The organism is Thermoflexibacter ruber (assembly GCF_900113045.1).
Taxonomy (GTDB): Bacteria; Bacteroidota; Bacteroidia; order Cytophagales; family Thermoflexibacteraceae; genus Thermoflexibacter; species Thermoflexibacter ruber.
In genome coordinates this window covers 14,351-35,915 of record NZ_FONY01000024.1, presented here as the reverse complement: position 1 = coordinate 35,915, position 21,565 = coordinate 14,351, and the positions used below count along the sequence as shown (strand labels likewise).

General features: G+C 38.2%; 16 protein-coding genes. 6 read left to right on the top strand and 10 right to left on the bottom strand.

Annotation, left to right across the window (positions count from 1 at the left end; genetic code table 11):
- Positions 1 to 64: 64 nt before the first annotated feature.
- Together BM141_RS13655 and BM141_RS13650 are read right to left on the bottom strand one after the other, a co-directional pair.
- Positions 65 to 994, bottom strand: a complete 930-nt coding sequence (locus BM141_RS13655) for a GYDIA family GHMP kinase (protein ID WP_091546534.1) — start codon at positions 992 to 994, stop codon at positions 65 to 67.
- Between the two features lie 292 nt (positions 995 to 1,286).
- Positions 1,287 to 3,014, bottom strand: coding sequence for a cellulase family glycosylhydrolase (locus BM141_RS13650; protein ID WP_091546530.1), 1,728 nt, complete (start codon positions 3,012 to 3,014; stop codon positions 1,287 to 1,289).
- Positions 3,015 to 3,574: 560 nt separating this feature from the next.
- Between BM141_RS13650 and BM141_RS13645 the strand changes: the two genes are divergently transcribed.
- Positions 3,575 to 5,539, top strand: a complete 1,965-nt coding sequence (locus BM141_RS13645) for a tetratricopeptide repeat-containing sensor histidine kinase (RefSeq protein ID WP_091546527.1) — start codon at positions 3,575 to 3,577, stop codon at positions 5,537 to 5,539.
- Between the two features lie 7 nt (positions 5,540 to 5,546).
- On the opposite strand, the gene BM141_RS13640 is transcribed toward BM141_RS13645, so the two are convergent.
- From BM141_RS13640 to recG, 3 genes are all read right to left on the bottom strand, one after another.
- On the bottom strand, positions 5,547 to 6,098 hold the full coding sequence (locus BM141_RS13640; RefSeq protein ID WP_091546524.1) for a redoxin domain-containing protein: 552 nt from the start codon (positions 6,096 to 6,098) through the stop codon (positions 5,547 to 5,549).
- A 194-nt stretch (positions 6,099 to 6,292) separates the two neighbouring features.
- A complete protein-coding gene (locus BM141_RS13635) occupies positions 6,293 to 9,676 on the bottom strand; it encodes a ThuA domain-containing protein (RefSeq protein WP_091546522.1) in 3,384 nt (1,127 codons plus the stop codon).
- 231 nt (positions 9,677 to 9,907) lie between these two features.
- Positions 9,908 to 12,016 (bottom strand): ATP-dependent DNA helicase RecG, encoded by a 2,109-nt coding sequence (gene recG / locus BM141_RS13630; RefSeq protein ID WP_091546519.1) that lies wholly within the window; start codon positions 12,014 to 12,016, stop codon positions 9,908 to 9,910.
- A gap of 347 nt (positions 12,017 to 12,363) precedes the next feature.
- Between recG and BM141_RS13625 the strand changes: the two genes are divergently transcribed.
- Entirely contained in the window at positions 12,364 to 14,550 is a 2,187-nt protein-coding gene (locus tag BM141_RS13625) for a tetratricopeptide repeat protein (protein ID WP_091546516.1), read from the top strand.
- A gap of 54 nt (positions 14,551 to 14,604) precedes the next feature.
- On the opposite strand, the gene kynU is transcribed toward BM141_RS13625, so the two are convergent.
- The 3 genes from kynU to BM141_RS13610 all read right to left on the bottom strand — a co-directional run bounded on the left by kynU (position 14,605) and on the right by BM141_RS13610 (position 17,392).
- The gene (gene kynU, locus BM141_RS13620) at positions 14,605 to 15,876 is read right to left on the bottom strand and encodes a kynureninase (protein ID WP_091546514.1); all 1,272 of its coding nucleotides are present in this window, start codon (positions 15,874 to 15,876) and stop codon (positions 14,605 to 14,607) included.
- A gap of 65 nt (positions 15,877 to 15,941) precedes the next feature.
- A complete protein-coding gene (locus BM141_RS13615) occupies positions 15,942 to 16,742 on the bottom strand; it encodes an SDR family oxidoreductase (protein ID WP_091546511.1) in 801 nt (266 codons plus the stop codon).
- Between the two features lie 89 nt (positions 16,743 to 16,831).
- Positions 16,832 to 17,392, bottom strand: coding sequence for a cyclic nucleotide-binding domain-containing protein (locus BM141_RS13610; protein WP_091546508.1), 561 nt, complete (start codon positions 17,390 to 17,392; stop codon positions 16,832 to 16,834).
- Between the two features lie 443 nt (positions 17,393 to 17,835).
- On the opposite strand from BM141_RS13610, the gene BM141_RS13605 reads away from it, so the two are divergent.
- On the top strand, positions 17,836 to 18,504 hold the full coding sequence (locus BM141_RS13605; RefSeq protein ID WP_091546505.1) for a hypothetical protein: 669 nt from the start codon (positions 17,836 to 17,838) through the stop codon (positions 18,502 to 18,504).
- A 40-nt stretch (positions 18,505 to 18,544) separates the two neighbouring features.
- Here the strand turns inward: BM141_RS13605 and BM141_RS13600 are convergent, their stop codons facing one another.
- Together BM141_RS13600 and BM141_RS13595 are read right to left on the bottom strand one after the other, a co-directional pair.
- Positions 18,545 to 19,003 carry a hypothetical protein gene (locus BM141_RS13600; protein ID WP_143090928.1) on the bottom strand — a complete coding sequence of 153 codons (459 nt, stop codon included), beginning with the start codon at positions 19,001 to 19,003 and terminating at the stop codon, positions 18,545 to 18,547.
- 8 nt (positions 19,004 to 19,011) lie between these two features.
- The gene (locus BM141_RS13595; protein ID WP_091546499.1) at positions 19,012 to 19,338 is read right to left on the bottom strand and encodes a nucleotide pyrophosphohydrolase; all 327 of its coding nucleotides are present in this window, start codon (positions 19,336 to 19,338) and stop codon (positions 19,012 to 19,014) included.
- A gap of 231 nt (positions 19,339 to 19,569) precedes the next feature.
- Here BM141_RS13595 and BM141_RS13590 point away from each other — a divergent pair, with 231 nt between their 5' ends.
- The 3 genes from BM141_RS13590 (at position 19,570) to BM141_RS13580 (ending at position 21,508) form a co-directional block, all read left to right on the top strand.
- Positions 19,570 to 19,917 carry a phage holin family protein gene (locus BM141_RS13590; RefSeq protein ID WP_177217386.1) on the top strand — a complete coding sequence of 116 codons (348 nt, stop codon included), beginning with the start codon at positions 19,570 to 19,572 and terminating at the stop codon, positions 19,915 to 19,917.
- A 190-nt stretch (positions 19,918 to 20,107) separates the two neighbouring features.
- Positions 20,108 to 21,148: an N-acetyltransferase DgcN family protein gene (locus tag BM141_RS13585; protein ID WP_091546493.1), complete on the top strand. Its 1,041-nt coding sequence runs from the start codon at positions 20,108 to 20,110 to the stop codon at positions 21,146 to 21,148.
- A gap of 108 nt (positions 21,149 to 21,256) precedes the next feature.
- Positions 21,257 to 21,508 carry a hypothetical protein gene (locus BM141_RS13580; protein ID WP_091546489.1) on the top strand — a complete coding sequence of 84 codons (252 nt, stop codon included), beginning with the start codon at positions 21,257 to 21,259 and terminating at the stop codon, positions 21,506 to 21,508.
- Positions 21,509 to 21,565: the final 57 nt, after the last annotated feature.

Genomic DNA, 21,565 nt, shown 5'->3' with positions numbered 1-21,565 from the left:
TTGTTTCCGCAAAAAAAGAATAAAAACAAAAAATAACAATACTAAAAAGGGAATAAGCAATTTTTTACTCATTCTTAATCAACTCATTGTAAGGAATAACAACCTCAAAACCTTTATTTTTAAAATAATTTTGGGTTTCTTCCTTCGTTTTTTTACTTGTTGCCAGCACAAAGTCGCCTCCCCATGCTCCTAAGGACTTTACCTCGCCCCAAAAGTCTGAAAAATACAAATTTTTTACTCTCTCCATCTTCAAACTTTCGGAAATTAACTCCTCATGTTTACGAAGTAGCGCATCAAATTCATCTAAACTTTGTGTCTTTAGCATCTCTTGTGTAATTTCACTTAGCTGTTTGACCAATGTTTCTTTTTGCTGGTGAATTAGGGAACGATAGTATTCTATGCCTTCTTGAGAGCTTTGCTTTTTACCTAAGTAAACAAAATATAACTTATCTTTGAAAGGAGGATTAAACTCAACTACTTGTGTCTTAGGCATATCTCCTGCTTTTTGATACAAAATGGGCTTGTTGGCTTGGGCGCAGGCTACATCATACCCTGAGCCACCTACCGTAGTAAAAAGCAACTCAAACGGATTAATACCTGCCCAAGTGGCTATATTGTGAATGAGGGTTGAGCTACTGCCTAAGCCCCAAACGATAGGAAACTCTAAAAAAGTTTCTACCAATACATACTCCCTACCTTTCAAGAAATTAGATGCTAACTTGCGGGCTTTGCGAAGAATTTTTTGTAAAAGAATAGACCTCTGAGATACAAAACGGTCAAGGCACTCGAAGTTTTCCACATCAAATCTTGCTTCAAACCATAAATTGCCTTTGTCATCATAACTTTTCCAATGCAGTACCTTATGTTCTGAGGGAAAGTAAGTTACATGTAATCTTTGACCTTTGTTTGTTGGGAGTGCCAAAGCCAATGCACCATCTAACACGTAATATTCACCGCTTAAAAGCAGTTTACCATTGCCGTAATAATCTTGCATTTTTTAAATGAGTAAATTGATAGTATCAATGCCTAAAAATAACTTATTATCAAGAAGTTATATTTGTTTGGTTTAGAATTGACCTGCAAAGTTACAAAAAGTTGCTCGTCTATGCAGAATTGGTAGCTACAAATTTAAAATGCAACAACTTTGCCTTGGTTTTCAATTGACCTTTAAATTAACTACTCTTTTTTCAAATTGTTATCAAATTTTGAGGTTTTATTTCAGTAAAATTTTGTTTATACTCATACCCGACAGGTTTCGCAAACCTGTCAGGTGTAAATTGAGTCGGTCATTGTATGATTACTTTTTTCCTAAATACGGCTTTATCAGTCCTAATTAGCAAAATGTATGCACCTTTGCCTACTTGGTCAAGTTTGATGTTTATCTCCTGTTGGTCAGCTTTTTCCATGCTTGGGAAAATGATTTTTCCAACAGAATCCATGAGATAGACCTGCTCAATAGATGTAGAGGGCAAGGAATATTTGATATGCAACATATCGGTAGCGGGATTGGGAAATGCCTGAAAAAACTGAGCAAAGCGTTCGTCCTCTATCGAAGTAACTTGGCTCGCTTCTGCCGTAGTAAGTAGCTGAATTTCATCTGCATAAAAGATAACATTGGGGTCGTTTTTGTAGATGAATAAAAATGCCTCTACAAGCTGAGGTGGAGTTTTAAATTCTCTTTTCTTTTGTGTAAAACTTGTTTCAGTAAAATTAAGGACTTGTACGGTTTCTGTGCCTGTGGGGGTCTTGTAGCGTACTGCAATATCCGAAGAAGTAGTAGGAGTGCGGTTATTTTTTCCCCAAGCAGTAAAGACATACTCTGTATCTGGGTGTAAATAAATAGGTTGCCCGCATCCGCTTGCGCTACCGCTATTAATCCGCACCGATTTTTGTCCTCTGACCAAGTGAGGAGGGCTATTTTCTACCTCTGCCCCGCCAAAATTTATCCACTCATCTAAGTTGCTTTCAAAACTTCCATTGGATAGCCAAGGGGCAGAAAGGGTAAAATCCTCATTGGTAAAAGCCAGCTCGTGATTGTCTTTCCAAATCAAGTTTCCTACAAAAGACAAGTTTGTGGGCTTGCTTCCGTCGGTTTTATTGATTGCCCAAGCCCCAGAGTTCTGGGTAAGTTTGTGCGCATCCTCCCCTGTCCACTGCCAAGCAATTCGCCCTATCTTCTTTGGTGGGGCAACCTTAAAAATATCTACTGCCACAGCCTTAGAGTAGTTATCTGCTGTACCGTACTCGCCTAAGTGAATGGAAAGCCCTTTTGCCAAAACATCGTCTATATATCTTGTTAATCTTTCTTGTCCGTAAATCCACTCACCGTAGAGATGCAGAGAGAAGGTAATGTTTTTATAATTTTGGACAAAATACTGCCCGAAGGTCAGAATAGCACTATTTTTAGGGTCTTTGTATCCGCTTTCTTGCCCAAACTGATGCCCGTCAAGGACGATGATGTTGTTTGCTCCTGTGGCTCTGATGGCTTTCACTACTGCTTCGTGGGTTTCTTTCCAACGCTCAGGGGCTACACCCCCGCTCCCAGGTTCGTTCATAATGTTGAACCACACATAGGTATTATTTTTGTATTTATTGGCTAAGTCTGTCCACCAATTTTTCAAGTTTTCTAACTCGGCATCGTTGGGATATTTTCCTGTAAAATCATGGTTTTCAAGGATAGCCACGACCTTGCGGGAAGTAAAAGTAGTAATGATTTGGTCGGTATTAGTATTGTTATTGCGGCAGCAGCCGTTAGTAGCCAAACTTGGGAAAAAGTTGATTCTTACCGTGTTAAATTTCCAAACCTTAGTCATCAAATCTGCATCAGGTACAGTAGGGCGGCTCCAAGGCCAGTGCGGTCCATTGACATTAATCCCTTTGATAACAAACTCTTTGCCTTCTGGGTCTAAGATTTTTGTGCCTTGCACTTCAAAATTTTGACTGAGTACCTGCGAGCCACACGAACAATGCAGCAGTAAAAACAATACAAATGAGTAAAAAAAAGTAGTTTTCATATTTTAGATAGCTTAATTTTTTTAACATCTATTTTATCTTTTAGCTGAGAAAATTAGTTGGTTCTCTGACGCTTTCTGTATAAAACTATGTAAGCAGTGGACTTTAGTCTGCCATTGACTAATACCGTAGGTGTGCTATTTTTGTAGCAAATAATGAATATACCCATATAAAACCGTATAGCGGTGGCATATTTCACGCCTACGGTGTTGCTCTGTGTTGCTTGAGCTTACTCTTTTCTACAAAGATGATAGCCCTACGGGCTTAAAGTTACATATAGTATTGTTCATTGGCTAACTCGACAAAAAGCGTCAAAGAACCAATTAGTTTTATCTGTGAAATTGGAAAAAATTAGGAACTACAGTCAAAGAACAGTTTTTTTCTTGAATGTCAGTACTTGATGATTTTTTGAAACTAACTTTCCTAAGTACATAAAAGAGGAGAAAAGTAAAATATAACCAATTATCAGCTACAAAAATTTTACTGTTAGGATATTTTTTTACACTTTTTTACTAAGTAATGCGTTTTTTACTATATTGCCTTCTGAGAACTGAACTTTCCAATGAGATTTTCTATTATTGCAACATTCATATCAACAATTTTCCTTTTTTCCTCTACTCTAAGCTATGGAAGAAGTGAAACGGATAGCCTTTTAAATGCTTTAGCGAGTATTCCTAAAGATACAGCTTTTGTCAATTTGACGAATAAAACTATCAAAGAGATATTTGAAAGCAATCCTACCAAAGCCCTATCTCTTGCCTCTGATGCCTTAGAAGTAGCCAAGAAAATAGGCTATGAGCAAGGATATGCAAATCTGCAAGCCAGCTTGGGCTGGCTGTATTATCGACAAGGCGACATAGATAAAGCTTTCACCATCAGCCAAGAAGCACTTAACTTATTAGATAAAATAGGCAGTATTCAGACTAAGGCAGAGGTGCTTAATAATATTGCCGCTATCTACAACGAGCAGGAGAAATACAAACTTTCCTTAGAGTATTTTGAAAAAGCCTTAGCCATACAGATTTCAGAAAATAATCTCTCTGGCATAGTCAGATGCTACAACAATTTGGCTTTTACCAGTCTAAAAGCAAAGGACTATGCACTTGCACAAGGTTATATCGAGAAAGCCTTAGAAGCAAACAAAAATTTGGGTAATCAGTACTACGCAGGTTTTGCTTATCGGAATCAAGGAGATTTGTGGTATGCACAGAAAAAATACAAAGAAGCTATTGAGGCTTGGAGAACTGCCTTAGACTTGGGTAAAGAAACCAATAGCAGAGCCTTGATAGTAGCCTGCTTGAATCGGATAAGCAATGCGTACATAGACCAAGAAGATTTTGTGCAGGCACAAGTAGCTCTATCTGAATCTATTAAAACGGCTGAGGTCTTCCGCTTGCGTTCTGAACTTCGCCAAGCCTACCAACTCATGGCAAAAGTAGCAGAGCGTTTAGAAAAGCCCTACCTTGCCATAGAGTTTCACAAAAAATTCTTTGCTCTACATGATTCTCTTTTTAACGAAAATACAACCAAGAAACTCAATCAGTTAGAAAGCACTTTTGAGGCAGAACGCAAAGAAAAAGAAATCCAATTGCTCAAAGCCAAAGTAAAAGAAGATAGGCTATGGATTTTTTCTGCTTTAGGTGGGCTTGTTGCCTTAGCCATTATTGCTTTTTTAATACAAAGGAGTAAGCGTAAAATCAGAAAAGCACTTGGCAAGTTAAAAATTGCTCACCAAGAAATCAGAGAAAAAACTGAGGAAATTCTCCAGCAAAAAGAAGAGATAGAGCAGATTAACGAAACCCTTACCCAAACTAATATTAAGTTAGACCAACAAAGCCAAGACCTAAAAGCACTGAACGCTACCAAAGACAAACTTTTTGCTATCATAGGGCATGACCTCCGCAATCCTATTGGAGCATTGATTAGCCTCTTACAACTATTGGAATACGGCAATATCAGCCAAGAAGAATTTTTGCTTTACTCCAACAAGCTCAAAGCAAGTGTCGAGAGTTTGCACTTTACTTTACATAATCTCTTAGTATGGGCAAATAGTCAGATGCAGGGAATAAAAGCTACTCCCCAAGTTTTTGATTTGCAAGAAATTGCTCAGGAAAATGTAAATCTATTATCAGAAATTGCTAAAAATAAAAATATTGACTTGTCCAATCAAGTAATGGCACTTACCAAAGTAAACGCTGACATAGACCATGTAAAGCTGATTTTAAGAAATCTGCTGAGTAATGCCTTAAAATTTACTTCACAAGAAGGGAAAGTAAGTATAAAAGCAGAAGCAGGGCAAGATTTTGTAAAAATAGCTGTAAGCGATACAGGCGTAGGCATGGCAGAGGAGAAACTCCATAAACTATTTACCCCTGCGGTTACAAGCACCAAAGGTACAGACGAGGAGAAAGGCACAGGCTTAGGGCTAATGCTTTGCAAAGATTTTGTAGAGAAAAACGGAGGACAGATTTGGGTGGAGAGTCAAGTAGGCAAAGGAAGCACTTTTTACTTCACTTTGCCTAAGTAAATTAAGCCTATCTATTTTCTGCAAATTCCATAACAGCATCTATGGACATGCGGTCGTTGAGGTGCTGGGCGTAATGCAATTTCCTGATGATTAAGTTTTCATCTAATAAAAACTCCGCAGGCATGGTATTGATAGATTCGCCTCCTGCCATGGCATGTACAGGAAGTCCTTTGAGTTTAGCTTTGATAGCTGTTTGGATAAACATAGTCAAGTGGCTATAAGCAGACTTGAGAGCAGATTGCTCTAAGCCATAGATGCTGTACCACTTTTTCTCAGGGTCGGCAATGATAGGAATGGGGGAAACGTCTTTGTGAAAAGAACTTTTGAGAATCAGCGTTTTACTTGACTCAAAAAAGAAAATCATTTCCAGATTTTTTGCTTTTAATATTTCGTGAGCCTTGGTCAAGGTATGTACTCGAAAGTTGCAGAAAGGACAGCCCACATGCCTAAAAAATGCTATCATTACTTTTTTACCTTTATATTCAGCTAAATTAATGCTCCTTTCAAAAACATCTTCTAAGTGAAAAGAAGGTGCAGTTACATTCAGTGTTAATTTCATATCAAGATAAATCTACAAGAATAAAATAGTATCTGAGGGGGTAAATAGAACAGTCTAATTTATTTACGTTTAAAAAGACAACAAAGTTCAAAAAAAGGAGAGGCTACCCAAAAAATTGGATAGCCTCTTTTACTTCAGCTACAAAACAATCTAAAAAAATGAAATTATTTGTGGTGCTACAAGGATAAACTTTTTTACTTTGCTTTGAACTCTATGATATTAATACCAAAAGCAGGCTGATTACCTCCATTAGTGATATTTTTTACCACAAAATAAAGGTCTTTTTTCCCTGATTCAATATCATTAAGTTTGGTACTTGCCTGCCCCATCATCGTTCCCTCTACGATTATACTTCCTACGAGTTTTCCATCAGGGCTTCCTTGTCTTACTTCTACTGTGCCACCAGCTCCTTGGCTTCCTGAGTAAACCGTAATCTGTTCAATCCCTGTAAGGTCAATGTCTTTGAAACCTATAAGAGAACCCTCATTTACAACGGCTAATTCGCCAATTTGAGGGACGGAATATTTCATCAGGATTTTAAGTATATCTGCTTTACTTGCTCTTAGCTTGGGGTTTCTTAGTACTACTACTTTCTGATTAGTAATTGGAGCGATGCCATTAGCCCCTCTATCCGTATAAGCAGCACTGACAAAATATACTCCTTGGTCGCCTTTGCCAACATGCTCATTCAAGGTAAGTTCCCCTTTTGAGGGTTTGATGTCTTTTTTCTTCTCATCTCCTAAGGACAAGATGTACTTGACCATTTCGCCAGCCTGCTCCTCGCTGAAGTTAGGATGGGCAGACATAGCTTGCTCGCCCCAGCTACCACCACCACCTTTGATAATTTTGGTAGCTAACATACTGATTACCTTAGCATCAGCTTTTTTGTAGCGTTCTGCCACTTGCATATAAGAGGGTCCTATAGACTTGCTATTGAGTTGATGACAAGACTTGCAAGTGCTTTCGTCCATCAATCTTTTCCCTACGATGAAGCCTGTAATTTCGCTGGCAACTTGATGTCCTTGTGCTACTTTGGTTAAGTCGTAGCCTTGTTGTAAGAAATTGACTGTAACGGCTACCTCTTCAGGTTTAATTTTTCCGTCTGCGGTGCTTCCATCTTCCTTATCTTTTACTTTTACTTCGTACTTAATAGGTTTGTTCTCAAAGTAAAAAGAGGAATTGCCCTCCATAGCAATTTCTACCTCAGGGACGTCATTGCCAGCTTTGATTTCTATGCTTTGTGTAGTGCTTGCTCCTTTGCTATCTGTAACAGTTAAGGTAGCGGTGTAAATACCTGCTTTTTCATAGGTAAAAGTAGGATTGGCTTCAGTAGATTTCGCTCCTTTGCCGTCAAAGTCCCACTCATACTTCAGGGCATCTTCATCATAGTCCAATGTTCCCTCAGAAGAAAATTTCACTTGTAAGGGCAAAGCCCCCACTGTTTTACTGGCAGAAAGTTTCACCAAAGGCTTACGATTTCCTGCATTGAAGTTAATTTTAATAAGACGAGCTTCTTCGTTGGCGGCAAACCATTTTGAACCATACTCGAGGATATACAAACTACCGTCTGCTCCAAACTGCATGTCCATAGGATTGTTAAAGCGAGTATTGCCCATAAAAGGCTCTATAGACACTAAGTCGCCATTTTTGTCCATAGTAACTACTAACACCCAGCCTCTCATCCATTCATAGATAAATAACTTACCATCGTAATAATCAGGGAAGGTATTTTCCGTTTTTTGGTACTCGTCAGAGTAGAAAACTTGCCCTGCCATAGCATTTCTGCCACCACTGCCCGAAGGCACATTGACTATAGGGAACTCTGGCGAAGGTCCGTAAGGATACCAAATAAATGCTTTCTGAGCGGGAGGTAGTTGCTTGTGTCCTGTATTATTAGGCGAGGTGTTCATGGGTTTTTCTGCATTAAACGGTTCGCCTGATTTTTTAGCGGCAAAATCATACTTAATATATGCTTTGTTGTTTCCCACAAACATAGGCCAGCCAAAGAACCCAGGTTTTTTTGCTTGGTTTACTTCATCATGTCCTTTGGGACCTCTGCCTACGCTATCCTGACCTGCATCGGGACCTACTTCCCCCCAATACACAAAGCCTGTTTTCTTATCTACAGAAATTCTGTAAGGATTTCGGCAGCCCATGACATAAATTTCTGGTCTGCCCAACTCATCGCCTTTGGGGAATAGATTGCCGTCTGGGATAGAATAAGTCCCGTCTGGCTCGGGCTTGATTCTCAAAATTTTACCTCTCAAATCATTGGTATTGGCAGAGGAGCCTTGTGCGTCCCAAGGTCTGCGTCCTTCTCTCTCATCGCTTGGACTGAATCCATCGGAAGCAAAAGGGTTAGTATTGTCGCCTGTGGAAAGATAGAGCAAACCCTTAGCATCAAAAGCGATAGAACCGCCTGTATGGCAGCACTCTTGGCGTTGGGTAGGAACTTTGAGCATTACTTTTTCAGTAGAGGTCAAAATACTATCTCCATTGAACTCAAAGCGAGAAAGTTGATTATGGCTTTCCGTAGGGTGCGAATAGTAGATGTACACCCATTTATTTTGCTCAAAGTTAGGGTCAAGCGCCAAACCCATCATGCCATCTTCGTGTTTTGTCCAGACATTAAACTTGTTAATTTGTCTGATTTTGTTGGTTTTAGGTTCATACAACATGATTTCGCCTTTTCTTTGCAAAAACATTACTCTACCGTCTTTGAAAACAGCCATTTCAGTAGGTTCATTGAAATTCTGTCCTAAAACCTTCATTTCAAAGCGGTTATCTTCCGGGGGGCGTTTGCTGTAGGCTTTTGAATAGTCCAGAGGTTTGGTAGCCATAGCATACTTGATACCTTCTAAAATATGTTTTAAAAACTCTGGTTCGGAAAAACTCTCGTTGGTATGCCCGCCGCCTGTGTACCAAGCCCTACCGCCGTCGTACTCATGATACCACGCAATAGGGTGAGATTTGCCCATAGAAAGTCCTTTCTCGTTGTCTTTCAGGTAAGATTTTTCATCTAAGTCAATCAACACCTTCACATTGTTATTGAAGTTCTTGTAGCTATACCACTCGTCGTTGCGTTTCCATGTTTTGGGTAAATGTGCCGTAGAACTATGTTTTCTATCTACTACCTTCATCTCCCCCCAACGCACATTAGGATTACCAGGGTGCCCGCTAAACTGCCCTCCTACAAGTTTGTTGTACCAAGCCCAATCGTACTCAGTATCTGCGGCGGCGTGAATCCCTACATAGCCACCACCAGCTTGGATATAGCGTTCAAAATCAGCTTGTTGAAACTTATCCAATACGTCCATTGTAGTCGATAGGAAAACGATTGCGTTATATCGCTTTAAATTAGCTTCATTGAACTTGCTGGCATCTTCGGTGGTATCCACCGCAAAGCCGTGCTGCTTTCCCAATTCCATGATAGCCTTTTGTCCGTAGGGGATACTGCTATGCCTGAACCCCTTAGTTTTGGAAAAAACCAAGATTCTTGGCGTGTCGGCTGGTTTCCAAGCCATGATGAAGGGCAAGAATAACCCCAGCATCAGGAGTTTTAAAGTCCACTTTTTCATACTTACTTTTAGTTATGAGTTATAAATTATTAATTGTAAATGGATTATGATTGATATACGATTGCTGCTGTACTTTCATTTTACGAAAGAAAATATAAAGATAGGATTTTTTAACTTAATTAGTAGTTTGAGGCAAATGTTTTATAGATAATTACATACAAGATAGATATTTTTACAAAATAGATATTTTTATAGATTAAAAAGATAAACTTTCTAAATTGGGGAGGACATCTAACTTATCCTACTCCACACCTTGCCTCCTTGTTGAATAGAAGTTAGGTGCCGCTTGATAAATACATTTTCAGGGAGAGCCAAATTAGGGTCTTTGTCTAAAAGTTCCTCAGCAGTTTTGCGAGCCTCTTGGAGAATGATTTGGTCTTTGGCAATGTCGCCAAGTCGGAGGTCAAGTACTCCGCTTTGTTGCGTACCGTCCAAGTCCCCGGGTCCGCGCAGTTTGAGGTCTATGTCAGCAATCTCAAAGCCGTTGCTGGTGCGAACCATCGTATCTATGCGAATTTTACCTTCCTTGCTGAGTTTGTAGTTGGTTATCAGGATACAATAAGACTGTTCTGCCCCTCTCCCTACTCGCCCGCGAAGTTGGTGCAGTTGCGATAGCCCAAAGCGTTGAGCATCTTCTATGACCATCACAGAAGCATTGGGAACGTTCACGCCTACCTCTATTACTGTAGTTGCTACCATGATTTTGGTTTCATTTTTTACAAAGCGTTGCATCTCAAAATCTTTGTCTTGTGGCTTCATCTGCCCATGCACTATACTAATCGGGTATTCTGGAAATGCTCTTGCAATGCTCTCGTAACCGTCCATGAGGTTTTTATAGTCGAGTGCTTCTGATTCCTCTATGAGTGGATAGACGATATATACCTGCCTTCCTAACTGTATTTGTTTTCTCAGAAAACCAAAGACTTTCAGGCGATTAGCGTCGTAAAAGTGCATGGTTTGGATAGGTTTTCTGCCCGCAGGCAACTCGTCAATCGTAGAAACGTCCAAATCTCCGTACAGCGTCATTGCCAAAGTACGAGGGATAGGCGTAGCCGTCATAACCAAGACATGAGGAGGAGGCAGTTCTTTGCTTTCATTTTTTTTCCATAAAGCCGCTCTTTGCGCCACGCCAAAGCGATGTTGCTCATCTATGACGCAAAGCCCTAAATTATGAAAAACGACATCTTCCTCTATCAAGGCATGAGTTCCTATGATGATTTTCAAATCTCCCTGCCTGAGCATCTGATGGATGATTTTTCGCTCAGAAGTTTTGGACGAGCCTGTGAGTTTGGCAATAGTAATTTTGAGTTTATCAGCATACTCCTTTAAGCCGTTATAATGTTGCTCAGCCAAAATTTCTGTAGGAGCCATCAAGCAAGCCTGCGTGCCGTTATCAATAGCAATGAGCATACAAATAAAAGCTACCATCGTTTTTCCGCTCCCCACATCTCCTTGCAACAGGCGGTTCATCTGCTTCCCACTGCACAAATCCTTATAAATTTCCTTAATTACTCGCTTTTGGGCATTGGTCAGGTCAAAAGGCAGGTGATTGTTGTAAAACTGTGTGAGTAAAGCAGTTGATTTGAGGATTTGTCCTTGATGTGTATGCTGGCGCACTGTTTTCTGCCAAAGCAATTTTAGCTGAATGAAGAAAAATTCCTCAAATTTGAGCCTACGAACTGCTTGATGCAATTTCTTGGGGTTTTGAGGAAAGTGCATCTGCTTAATTGCTTCATTTTTAGGGATAAACTTATACTTTGCTATGATTTCATTAGATAGCGTTTCAGGGATTTTATCATAGCCAATTTCCAAAAGATTTTTTACTAAAATACCAATACCCTTACTGTCTAAGCCTCTTTTTTTCAGTTTTTCAGTAGTCGAGTACACGGGCGAAAGGGCAGTTTCTGGCGTTTTATGCTCCAAAAATAATTCAATTTCTGGGTGTGCAATATTGAAAATTCTCCCAAAAAGTTGAGGCTTGCCAAAAACAATGTATTCATAACCCTTTTTCAGTTTAGGCTGCACCCACTGGATTCCTTGAAACCAAACCAATTCAACAATTCCTGTATCGTCTTGGAGTTTAGCGGTCAGTCTTTTCTTTTTCTCTCCACTGCCAACTAACTGTACTTCAATGATTTTTCCTTTTAACTGCACATAAGGATAGTCTTCGGTAATCTCTCCAATATTGTAAAACTTGGTGCGGTCTTCGTGCCGAAAAGGGTAGTGTGTAAGCAGGTCTGCGAAGGTAAATAGCTGCAATTCCAAACCGAGCAGGTTTGCCTTTTGCGTTCCTACACCTTTGAGGTATTCTAATTTGGTATCGAAGAAATAAGTTTGCAAGTGATAAGAGGTTAATAATGAATCATCAGTAAAAGCAGTAATCGTAAAGCCATGTAAAATTAGCTTATATCAAATTTACTTAAAAAAAAATGCTGTCCAAATACTAAAAATTCTTGTTGATTTTTTTAATAAACCTTACATTAGGCTGCTTGTGTTTAGTCATGTTTTTGCAAAAAAACGACTGATTGTCTTTAAAAAATTATTAACTTTTATTTACTAAATAGAATTTTTTTCTTAATTTGGCAACAATAGCTTAAAAAGCTATCGATTTACCTCACTGAATAAGAAACATACAATTTTTTCTTTATAAAGTTATATCCTATATTTCAGCAAACAAGAGTCTGAAAATGAAGCGGGGCATATTTTTACCTATTTTATTTTGTATATTTTTCTGTAATTTTACTTCTATCCTTGCCCAACAAGGAAAGATTAATTACTTGCTGGACGAACTCAAAGTAGCCCGCGCTGATACGGCACGTATCAGAATTTTTAATGAATTAAGTGTAGCTTATCGCAACAATGACATCAAAAAATCTTATGACTATGCTCAAAGGGCTTTAGTAATTGCTGATAAAAATAATTCTAAAAAAGGCAGAGCCAATGCACTTTGGAATTTAGGTGCTATTTATTACAGACAAGCAAAATACGATACGGCAATCATTTATCACGAAGAAGCCTTAGAAATCAGGCAGAAGATAGATGACCAAAAAGGTATAGCTTCTTCTTTCAATAGCATAGCCTTGATAGAGGCTCAAAAAGGTAATTATGCCAAAGCCTTGGGCTTTCACCTCAAGTCCCTCAATATCAGAGAAAAATTAGGAGATAAGAGAGGCATGGCTTCTTCTTACAACAATATTGGCAACATCTATATCCAACAAAAGAACTATGATTTAGCCATCGATAACTACGAAAGAGCATTAAAAATCAATCAAGAAATCAACGATGAGGCACAGGAAGCTACTTATTTGGGTAACTTGGGCTATAGCTATATGCTCAAAAAAAACTTTGTATTTGCTACTGATTATATGCTTCGCTCTCTGAATATTTCTGAGAAGAACAGTGATAATTACATGATAATTAATAACTTCATCAACTTAGGGAATACTTACAAAGAGCAGAAGAAATACCCTATTGCCTTTGATTACCTGAATAAAGCAATGGAGAAAGCAAGAGAAATGAATGTGCAGGAAGCCAAAGCAGAAATTATGCAAATCATGGCAGATATTTACTTGGCGCAAGGCGACTTGGACAAAGCCATAGAAAATGCCTCTCAAAGTCTTTCTATTGCCCAACAAGTAAAAAATAAGGAACGCATACTCAACTCAAGCAATATTCTCTATCAGGCTTATAAGCAAAAGCAAGATATTCCCAAAGCACTGCTTTATCATGAAATGTTTGCAACTATTAAAGACAGCATTGCCAAACAAACCAATGACAATGTATATGCGGAGTTAGAAGCCAGATTTCGTTTGGAACAAAATGAAATCCTCGTAAAAGAGCAAAAGCAAGAAATGGAACTAATGAAAAAACTCCAAGCCGCCGCAGAAGAACAGCAAAAAAGACAACGGTACCTGAACATTGGGGTAGGAATTATCATCTTGTTCTTACTTATTTTTGGGGTATTGGTCTATAGAAACTACTTACTTAGACAACAGCACAACAACCGTTTGGCAAGTGTAAATCATGAGTTAAGATTGCAGAAAGAAGAAATATCCAACCAAAGAAATCTTATCGAGCATCAAAACCATGACCTCAAAGAGCGTAACTCACAGATTAGCAAAAGTATAGAAGCCGCACTATATATTCAACAGGGTATTTTGCCTAACAAGCAAAAATTAGATTCCCTATTGGGAAGTGATAATTTTGTGATATTCCACCCTCGCAATATCGTTTCTGGGGATTTTTATTGGATTGGGCAGTTGGAAAATAGGATAGTATTGGCAGTAGGAGATTGTACGGGACATGGAGTTCCTGGAGCTTTTATGAGCATCATTGGGAGTACCTTGTTAGACCGTATTGTGCGACTGAAGAAAATCTGCGACCCGTCTTTGATATTAACAAACTTAGACCAAGAATTAAAAACCATACTCCGCAAAGAAAGGGAACAGAGCGATAATGGCATGGATGTAGGTATTATCTGCTTGGAAAAGAATGATATAGAATGGAAAAGGGTGATATTCTCAGGAGCAAAGATTCCTTTTAGATTTATAAGAAAAGGAAATAGAGAAGTGGAACAGATCCAAGCAGTGAACCGTAGCATTGGCTTTGTGAGCAAGAAAGAAAAAGACTTTATTAACCACGAAATCTATTTGGAAAAAGGAAGTCAAATTTACCTTAGTAGCGACGGCTATGCTGACCAAGACAATGTGAGGCACGAAAGATTAGGGACAAACCGCTTCTTGAACCTGATTAGCGAATGTGCGGAAAGACCTATGTACTTACAGCAGACCTACTTAGAGGATAGCCTACAAATCTACCAAGGAAATGCTCCTCAGCGAGATGACATCGTTGTCGTAGGGCTTAAATTAAGTTAGCTTTGAGAAATACTACCCGAATAAAAAGATTAGGAAAAGTCCACAGAAGTAGTATCAAAATTTACTCAGTATATTGAAAAATAAATACAATTCCTCAAAGGTATTGTACAAGGGTACAGGGGCTATGCGGATTACCTCTGGCTCTCGCCAATCTACAATGACTCCATTTTTAGTCAGAAATTCATATACTTGCTTGCCTATTTTTTTGATGACTAAGGAAAGTTGGCAGCCACTCTGCCTCTCATCTCTGGGAGTAATGACTTCAATATTGAACTTATTTGTTTTTTGATTGAACTCGTCAAGCAAAAAATAGATATATTTTTGCATTTGTAAGTGCTTATTCCAAAGTCTTTGCATGCCCGCCTCCTCAAAAATCTGTAGCGAGGCTCTATGCACAGCCATAGGCAAGATTTGTGCGTTGCTGAGTTGCCAGCCTTCTGCCCCTCGCATAGGTTTGAATCCTTTTTTCATCAAAAAACGCTCTTTTTCCTCATGTCCCCACCACCCTGCAAAACGAGGTAAAGAGGTAGCATCAGCATATTTTTCGTGGATAAAAACTCCCGAAGTGCCTCCTGCCCCAGAGTTTAAGTACTTGTAAGTACACCAAGTAGCAAAGTCGACGTTCCACTCGTGCAGTCGCAAAGGAATATTACCTGCGGCATGGGCTAAATCAAAACCTGCAACTGCGCCTACCTCATGGGCGGCTTGGGTAATCGCTTGCATGTCAAATGCTTGCCCTGTATAGTAGTTTACTCCCCCAAACAGCACCAAAGCAAGTTCCTCGCCTATATCTTTGATTTTCTGGACAATATCTGGTGTATGTAAGTAGTATTCATTGGCTTTTGGAAAAATCTCCACGATGGCTTGCTCAGGGTCAAATCCATGAAACCGCACTTGACTTTCTACGGCATATTGGTCTGAAGGGAAAGCCCCTCCTTCCATTAATATCTTGAATCGCTTAGAAGTAGGGCGGTAGAAAGAAACCATAAGCAAATGCAAGTTTACAGTTAAGTTATTCATAACCACTACTTCTACGGGTTTTGCCCCTACTAAGTTAGCTGAGGGGGCAGTCAGTAGCTTATGGTAGGAAAACCATGGATTCCTTCCGTGAAAATGTCCTTCTACCCCAAGATTTGCCCAGTCATCTAACTCTTGTAAAATGGCTTCTTTGGCGGTAGTTGGTTGTAAGCCAAGCGAATTTCCTGTAAAATAAATCACTTCTTTTCCTGACGAAGTTTTAGGAATATGAAACAAAGAGCGAAAATTTTTTAATTCGTCTTGGGCATCTAAAGATTGAGCAAAAGCAAGAGAGTTTTCCAAGTACATAGATGTTTTAATTTTTCTAATGGCTTAAAATTTTTCAAAAATAGTAAAACTATATATGCCTATACTTATTTGGGTCTGCCTTCTTTTTTGATAAAGTTTAGTACCAAGCCATCTACCCAACCAGGGAAAAGTTTGTTAAGCCAAACGGTCAGTTTGCCCATCAATGTCAGGATAAGGAATTTTTTTCGCTTAATAGTAGCCTTGTAGATATGTGCGGCACACTCCTCTGCACTCATCATGTCTTTCTCATTTCTGGGCGAGTCATTTTGCATACTTCCGTCTTTGGTAAATGAGCGAAACCGAATGTTAGAAGTGGTATAATAAGGGCAAACCGTCATGACGTGTACTCCTTTATCTATCATCTCGGTTCTTAAAGACTCTAAAAACCCCTGCAAGGCAAACTTAGAAGCGGAGTAACCTACCCTTGCAGGCAGCCCGCGAAAACCCGCAATAGAAGAAATACCAATCACAGAACCTTTCTGCTGTATGATATAGGGCAAGCAACTCTTCGTAGCGTAAATCGCTCCGAAAAAGTTGATGTTCATGAGTTGCTCTATGACCTTGACATCTACGTCCTCAAAGTAGGCTCGCATAGACATTCCTGCATTGTTGATGAGTATGTCTATTTTTCCAAAACGCTTTAAGGTTTCTTCCGCCATGCGTTGGTTATCTTCCTTAGAAGTTACGTCTGCTTGCAGAGCCAAAACTTCTATACCTTTGGCTTTGAGTTCATTTTCTGTTTCTTGGAGAGCCTCGAGGTTGCGTCCTGTAATAACTACCTTAGAACCTTTTGAGCCAAACTCAAAAGCTAAGGCTTTTCCTATGCCAGAGTTTCCCCCTGTAATAATCACTACTTTGTCTTTCATAAGTAAGTATATTGGGTAAAAAAATAAGTAACCGTGCTAAATAAAACTATATGCTGACTTAGAGCATCAGTTTTGCTACCATTATCAGCCTAATCGTCTTCATTTTGAATTTTGCTCATATTGCGTTTGGCGAGCAGATAGGCTTCGCTTAGGTCAAAGAAAGTAAAAGTATCTCTATAGGCTTTGAAAACGTTGGAAAGATACTGGTCGTAATAGTAAGCGAAGGCATGTAGGATTTTGGCTTTGATTTCTATATTTTCCTCAAAAATAGTCAAAATGTTAGTTTGAGGAAGTACGTACAAATCGCAATATTCCGAATAGCAAATGGCGTTGTAGTTACGTCTGGCTCCTTCCAAAAGTGCGTTATCGCCAAAGGATTCTCCTTTTTTGATGATGATAAGTTCCTCAAATTTGTCCTGCACATCTAAATTAAGCATGATTTCGCCAGACTTAATGATATAAAGTGCTTGGCTTGGGTCATTGCGAAAGAAAATGGCTTCATTTTTTACATACTTTCGCAAATGCAGGAAAGGTACAAACTCTGCCAATTCGTCATCTGTCAGTTTCTCAAATAACTTGGACTGTCGCAAAAAGCGAAAAAGTACTTTTTCTTTGGCAGAGTAACGCTTGGCAAAAAGATTCCAGAACATAATAAAAGCAGTTCGTTTTTGCAAAGATATGGATTTGGAGTAAAATTAACGAGTTCTACGATTTTTCTAAATTTTTTTACTAAAAACCTATTTTTTACTTTATACCTATCTACTGCCTATTGATAGGGTAAATATTTAAGCATTTTTGAAATAAACTCTCCTTTCTTTGGAAAGTACGCGTTTTATTTTGACTAATTTTTTAAAAAATTTAATTTCTTACTAAATTCGTAACTGCCTCTTAATCAGTTAATTTTTGTAAAAATATTAACATTTTTCTTCTATTTTCGTTTATTTTGTTAAAATCAAATAGATAAATTTTAAAAGAATCAACCTTACAGAGATTTTTTTAGAGTTATTTTTTTGATTGAAATATTGTTCAAACTTCATCTAAAGTGAGAGCAGTGTTCATGTTTTTTTAACTCACAATAAACAACGCATAAAATATGAAACCTAAGGCAAATGTATGGAGGCACTTCTTGGGATTGGTGCTCTTGTTTATCCCATTACATATTCTCCCCGCACAAAAATTCATTTTTTCAAAAAACCACTGGCATCAAGGTGAGATTACACTCAAAACAGGTGAGAATTTGAAAGGGCTGGTAAAATATCACTTGGAACATGACTTGATAGAGTTGCAAGTTGAAAATACTACTAAAACTTTTGGAAGTGCGCTATTAGAAAGTTTTTCTTTCATGGACACACTTACCAAAGTAGAGCGAGTGTTTTACTCTCTGCCAACAAGGACACAAACAGATTATAAAGCCTACCATCTATACGAAGTCATAGGAGAAGGGGATTTTGCCATACTTACTCGTGAAAAAGTAGTAATGAAGCCACACAACAAAGGCAGAGAACTCAAAGGCACAGGAAAATATGACTGGGTGTTGGAAGATAATTTTTATTACTTGGACAAAGATGGCATAGTGAAACAGTGCGGAAAAATCAATGACTTGGCGGGTTTGCTTGATGTTCCTTCTGCTGACTTGAAGCAGTATATTAAAAATAATAAAGTCAATATGACAAAACGCAATGACTTTATGAATATGATTACCTATTACAGTATCTATACCAAGAAATTTTCTATTAAAAGTAGGATTACTTTGGGAGAGTAAAGATAAACCCTCTGAAATTAGTCAAAGGCTGTCTATTAGTTTAGATAGCCTTTTTTGTTTTTCCAATTTTAAAAATAAAAAATAAAAAAATCAGCAATAAAGGAGAGAAATAAATATCTGTAAAGTCATGCCACAAACGCACCAAAGGAGGGTGGGCTGTAAAAGTGAAAATCAGCACAATAGCAGTAAAGAAGTAAAACAGAATAATGACAACAAATACTTTGAAAAAAAAACTACCCTTCCAATGAAAATATATACTAAGGCAGAGCAGAGTAAGCAAAAGAAAAAAAGGAGCAGAAAATAGAATACCAAAATTAGCTAAAAATACAGGGATTTTTTGTTGGAAAAATACTAATAAAGGTCTGAGTATAAAATTTTCGTTTTTTATAATAGACACCTCAAAAAAAGAATCTAAGACTAAAACTATTTTTTCTCGGAGGATTCCCAAAATAAAGTGTAATCCAAGCAAGAAAAAAAGTAAGATTCTTTTGAAAATCATAGATTTAGTCATTTTAACTTTTCATTGTTTTGGTGTCTTTCTGCGTCTCTTTTAGTTTTTTTATCTAAATTTTTTTGTAAGGCTTCCGTCAAATCTACTCCTGTTTGGTTTGCCAAGCAAATCAGCACAAATAGCACATCAGCCATTTCATCAGCCAAATCTATTTCTTTATCAGATGCTTTAAAGGATTGGTCGCCGTATTTGCGTGCCATGATGCGGGCTACTTCCCCTACCTCCTCCATGAGAATTGCCGTATTGGTAAGCTCGCTGTAATACCTTACTCCTATGGAATTAATCCATTTATCTACTGTTTGTTGTGCTTCCTGAATAGTCATGATGATTAAATTTCTATTTCATTGATTCTTCTGACGATATTGCGAATGACCGCATCAAGTTCAATAGCTGTCTGAGAGAGAAGAACAAGATACTCATAACCTTCGCACAAAGATGATATGCTTATTTTTTTAGGTAAAAATAACTTATCTTTCTCTTAATTAATGTATTTTATGCGACATAATTTTGAAAAAAAAAACTACCTTTGCTTAATAAGCATAATCCATATAGACATGAAATTGATTCTCAAAATTGTAGTCTCGGCAGTAGCTATCTTGATAACCACAGGTTTATTGGAGGACTACGGCGTATATGTAAAAGATTTTATTACTTCCTTGAAAGTAGCTGTAGTATTAGGTTTGCTCAACACATTCATCAAGCCTATTTTCAAGTTGCTGACCTTTCCTATTACGTTGATGACTTTTGGGCTTTCTCTTTTGGTCATCAATACCATTGTCATTATGATAGCAGACCATTATGTAGCCGACTTTCAAATAAGCAACTTTATTGTAGCCTTTGCCTTTGGATTAATTGTTTCAGTGGTAACTTATGTTTTGGAACTCATCTTTGGGCTTAATTAGCTACTTGAAAAATCCTTTGACTCAATCATTTTTATATGTGTTTCCAAACTTTGTTAAAGGTTTGATTTTGAATTGATTATATAACTATTTTAATAGCTGTAGATAATGTGTTAAAGTAGTTATTGTTCTATGAGAAATGGTTTTCTATTTTATACACTTGTAGCCATTCATATTTTTTAATAGCAATACAATGGACAAAGCAATTCTTCTCACTAATGGCTTATTAGCCACTACCAATGCCAAAACAGCACACGGACTGATAAGAGAAAGTGAACGATTTGAAATAGTAGGAGTAGTAGATGAAACACATGCAGGCAGAGATGCAGGAGTAGTATTGGACGGTAAACATAGGAATATACCTATTTTCGGAGATGTAAAAGGAGCGATGATTACTCAGCCAAGCTATTGTATCGTAGGGGTAGCTACTGTTGGCGGCATTTTCCCTGAAAACATGATAGACAGTATCAAAGTGGCTATCCAATACGGGCTTTCTATCATCAATGGATTACATGATTATTTGAGTGAAAGACCTGAAATTCAAGCATTAGCCAAAGAATATGGCGTACAACTCATAGATATTCGCAAGCCAAAGAAATTCAAAGACTTACATTTTTGGCAGAATAGAATTGGAGAGGTCAAAGCTCCTATCATTGCTGTATTAGGCATGGACTGTGCCATGGGTAAGCGTACTACTACTCGTTTGGTGGTCAATGCTTGCCAGAAGGCAGGAATCAATGCACAGATGATTTATACAGGACAAACAGGCTGGTTGCAAGGGGGAAAGTATGGATTCATTCTGGACTCTACGCTCAATGATTTTGTGGGGGGTGAGTTGGAAAATGCGATTTTGACTTGCTATCAAGAAACCCAAGCAGAGGCTATTTTTATAGAAGGGCAAGCGGCACTCCGCAATCCAAGTGGTACATGTGGTTCGGAGTATTTGATTTGTGGCAATGCAAGATACGTGATTTTGATGTTTTCTCCTAAGCGTAAGTATTTTGAAAATGACCCTGCTTGGGGAGAAATTCCCTCTGTAGAATCTGAAATTCATCTGATAGCATGTTATGGTGCAAAAGTAATCGCCTTGGCGATGAATACAGAAAACTGCTCACAAGAAGAAATGATGACCTATCAAAAGTTTTATGAGGATAAATTTAACATTCCTGTCTTGCTACCTTTGGAGCAGGGAGTGGATAGAATAGTTCCTATCATTCAAGATTTATACAGGTAAAAATCAAATCAATAAGAAATTTTTTTTGCAGATAAATTTAGAAACACAAAGCCAAAGCAACCTTGTCTTTTTTCTCTTGTCATATAATATTACAAAAAATGAAAAAAGATGATGAAAAAATTACACCTACTGTTCGTAAAAGCTTTGTTGTTGCTTTTTTTATCCTTAGTTTTCGGTACACACCATAGCACTGCTCAGGTAATCATTATACAGCCAAGAATGCCACAAGTGATTGTAGTGCCTCCAAGAGTGATAATCACCACCCCAAGAGGATTTAGAAATCCAAGACATTTTTGGGGAGGTCGCAAATTCCAAAGGAAACTTTATCGCCACAGAGGCTGGGGCTGGCGTAGGTGGTAAGCACAACTTTTGAGATGATATTTGATTCTCGTAAAGCGACCTATAGCCTAAGAAATC